Origin of the sequence: Sulfitobacter sp. 15WGC, from assembly GCF_005068605.1 — a bacterium.
Lineage (GTDB): Bacteria > Pseudomonadota > Alphaproteobacteria > Rhodobacterales > Rhodobacteraceae > Sulfitobacter > Sulfitobacter faviae.
Genome location: NZ_SZNL01000033.1, coordinates 1 through 3,608, shown reverse-complemented (window position 1 = coordinate 3,608; position 3,608 = coordinate 1). Strand labels below are relative to the sequence as shown.

Here is a 3,608-nt window from a genome sequence, read left to right as displayed (position 1 = left end):
CTTAAAAAATGCGAGCAAGATCAGAGCTTTGCTGGTCGCGGGTTTGAACAACTCACAGATCGCGCGGGAACTGGGCATCAGCGTACCCACACTGAGGAAGCATTATTTTCAAAGTGGGAAAATCAAGGCCAAGATGGCGCGGGAGATGGCGATCGCAGAAATGCGGGCTCGCAACATCCTTCGGCTCGACGCCCAGGCGGATAAGGGCAGCGTCTCGGCCATGCGGGCGCTGGAACCGCTGCTCGAGAAGGCGGAGCGAGAGATCGCCGAGCGCGAGATGGGCAGTGACCAGCCGCGCCAGCAATCGCCGGGGGTTAAACAGCGCCGCGAGCTCATGGGCCATGAGGCCGACGATGAACTTGAGCGCGAGTTGAACCAAGAATCGAGCCATGGACTGCACTGAACCGCTGCCGCGGTTCGCCTGTCCGGATTGGTGGGAACGGCTGCGCCGCCGCGAAACACCAATGGCGGATGTGCCGCTGAATGAGACCAAGGCGCGCAAGGCGCTGGCGTTCTTCAACCGGCTGCGCTTGCCCGATGTCGCAGGCAACCCGCCGATGAGTAAGGCCTGCGGAGATTGGTTCCGCGATGTGCTGGTCGCCTTTCTGGCCAGCGAGGATCCGGAGACGAAGGAAAGGCTCGTTTGGGAACTGCTCTGCATGGTTCCGAAGAAGAGCTCGAAGACGACCTATAGCGCGGGGCTCGCCCTGACCGCGCTTTACATGAACGAGTCGCCCAATGGTCAGATGCTGCTGATCGGGCCATCACAGAACATCTCGAACCGGCTCTTCGATCAGGCGCAGGGCATGATCCGGCTGGATGAGAAGCTGGCCAAGGTATTCCGGGTTCAGGACCACACGAAAACGATCACGCGCTACAAGACAGGCACCGAACTGGAGGTAAAGACTTTCGACACCTCGATCGTGACCGGGGAAATCCCGGTGATGACAATCATCGATGAGCTGCACGAACTCGGCAAGAAGAACGGCGCTCAGCAGGTCATGCAGCAGATCAGAGGCGGCGGGATCACCATGACCGGTGGTCAGTTGATGATGATCACCACCCAGTCGGACAAAGAACCGGCGGGGATTTGGAAGGCAGAGATCGGCAAGGCCCGGGCGATCCGGGACGGTAAGGCGGGCGCGCGGCCGATCATGTTGCCGGTGCTCTATGAGTTTCCGGAGGCGTTGCAGAAAAAGGAGCGGTACTGGCGCAATCGCGAGAACTGGCCCTTGGTGCTGCCGAACCTTGGCCGCTCCATCAGTCAGCAGCGTCTGGAAGACGATTACACGAACAACGGTGCGATCAGCCCCGAGGCTGAACAGATTTGGATGAGCCAGCATCTCAATATTGAGATCGGCTTGGGCCTGCACTCCGAGCGGTGGATCGGCGCGGATCACTGGGCCGGGGCCGGGCGGCCGGAAATGACGTTGGATGAGATCATCGCCTCTTCCGAGGTCTGCGTGGTTGGTCTCGACGGGGGCGGGCTTGACGATCTGCTGGGCGTCTCGGTGCTGGGGCGTCACGCGGAAACCAAGCGCTGGATGCACTGGGGCCGGGCTTGGGCGGATCGTGGTGTGCTGACGCTGCGCAAGAGCATCGCGCCCGAACTGCATGAGTTGGTCGAGGCCGGGGACCTGACGCTGGTCGACAACCTCGATGCCGAGGCCAACCCTGAGATCGTGGCGATCTGCCAGCGGCTACAAGAGGCAGGGCTGCTGCCGGAAGAAGACGGGATCGGCATGGACCCCGAAGGCGTGGCTTCGATTGTCGATGCGCTGATCGAGGCCGGGTTTGAGATCGAGGACATCCGGGCGATCAGCCAGGGCTACAAGCTGAACGCGGCGATCAAGGGGACGCCGGTCAAGCTGAAGAACAAGACGCTGGTGCATTGCGACCAGCGGCTCATGCGGTGGTGTGTGGGCAATGCAAAGACAGAGACCCGCGGCAACGCCGTACTGGTGACCAAGGCGCGCAGCGGGTCGGCAAAGATCGACCCGCTCATGGCGCTGTTCAACGCCGTGATGCTGATGAGCTGGAACCCGGTCGGGCACGGCGGGCCATCGGTATACGAAGAGCGCGGCATTCTCACGTTTTAAGGCGGTGTTATGGGAATTCTAAATCTGTTCCGGCGCCCCGCCGCAGAGAGCAAAAAGGAGGTGCAGGCCAGCGTTCCGGGCGGGGCTGTGTTCAGCGGTCTGGATGATCCAGCACTCTTGGAGTTCATGCGCACGGGCGGCGGCGGGATGACGGAATCCGGGGCGCATATCAACGCCAAGTCGGCAATGAAGAATACAACCATCCTGCGCTGCGTGTCGCTCATTGCCTTCAGCATTGGGATGCTGTGCCGCTTCATATGCAGCGCAAAGCGGACAAGTCGAAGGCCAGCGATCATCCGTTGTTTCGGGTGCTGCACCGCAAGCCGAACGCATGGCAGACTGCTTTTGAGTTCCGCAGCTTAATGCAGCAGCGTGCGCTGACAGACGGTGACGCCTATGCGATGATCGTGCGCAGCGGCAACCGCGTGATGCAGCTTGTGCCAATAGCTGGGGATCGGGTGACGGTGAAGCAGCGCGACGACTGGGCGCTGGAGTATGTGGTGACGCGGGGCAATCGCGGGCCCATCACGCTGCCGCAGTCCGAAGTGTTCCATCTGCGCTATGGGCTTTCCGATGACGGGATCACCGGCCTGTCGCTGGTCAAGCAGTCTGCCGAAGCCATCGGGCTTGCACAGCAGGCTGAGAAGTCAGCGGCGCGCATGTTCCGCAACGGCATGATCGTGGGGGGCGCGCTGAAGCACAAAGAGAAGCTCTCACCAGAGGCCTATGAGCGGCTTAAGGCCAGCATGAATGATGATGCGGGCACCGAGAACGCGCACAAATGGAAGATTCTCGAAGAGGGCATGGATCTCGTTTCCAGCCAGCACCCCGGCAAGGACGGGCAGGGGTTGGAGCAACGAAAGCACCAGATCGAAGAAACGGCACGCCCCTTCGGCGTCCCGCGCCCGCTTCTGGGGGTCGACGATACGTCATGGGGCTCGGGCATTGATGTGCTGGGCCAGTTCTTCGTTCGCTATGGCCTGAACCCTTGGTTCGAGGCCTGGCAGCAGGCGATCGAACGCTCTCTGCTGACCGAGCGCGAGGCCGATGAGTATGAGGTTAAGTTCAACGCCGGCGCATTGCTGCGCGGGTCCATGAAAGATCAGGCGGAGTTCTTCGCCAAGGGGCTCGGCGCAGGCGGTCATACGCCATGGCTGCATCCCGACGAGCCGCGCGAGTGGATGGACCTTGAGCGCCGAAATGATCTGCCGGCGGCACTCGGCCAGCAAAAGATAGGAGGGCAGAATGAGCCTGCGTAAACTTCCCGAGATCAAAGCGTTCAAAGCCCTCTCCAATATGGAATGGCAACCGCGCACCGATGTGGTCGACCGCTGGAACGCGGGCATCCATGCTGCAACGAGCGATGAGGCATCAATCTCCATTCTCGGCGAGATCGGCGGCGGCGATTATGGCGACGGTGTCACATCCAAGCGGATCGCCGGGGCGCTGCGATCGATCGGTGAGCGCGACGTTCGGGTCGATATAAACAGCCCCGGTGGCGATTTTTTT

General features: G+C 61.3%; 3 protein-coding genes and 1 pseudogene. All 4 read left to right on the top strand.

The window, feature by feature from the left end:
- On the top strand, positions 1–403 hold a 403-nt coding region (locus FCK22_RS17090), incomplete at its 5' end, for a hypothetical protein (protein WP_169306116.1).
- Positions 390–2,099, top strand: coding sequence for a terminase large subunit (locus FCK22_RS17085; RefSeq protein WP_136720684.1), 1,710 nt, complete (start codon positions 390–392; stop codon positions 2,097–2,099). The genes FCK22_RS17090 and FCK22_RS17085, both read left to right, overlap by 14 nt.
- A gap of 257 nt (positions 2,100–2,356) precedes the next feature.
- A complete protein-coding gene (locus FCK22_RS17080; protein ID WP_211243585.1) occupies positions 2,357–3,358 on the top strand; it encodes a phage portal protein in 1,002 nt (333 codons plus the stop codon).
- Positions 3,345–3,608, top strand: a pseudogene (locus FCK22_RS17075) (Clp protease ClpP); the annotation flags it as partial. The gene FCK22_RS17080 and the pseudogene FCK22_RS17075, both read left to right, overlap by 14 nt.

Coding starts and splice junctions, on each gene's coding strand:
- FCK22_RS17085 (WP_136720684.1), top strand. CDS start 390: ATGGACTGCACTGAACCGCTGCCGCGGTTCGCCTGTCCGGATTGGTGG.
- FCK22_RS17080 (WP_211243585.1), top strand. CDS start 2,357: ATGCAGCGCAAAGCGGACAAGTCGAAGGCCAGCGATCATCCGTTGTTT.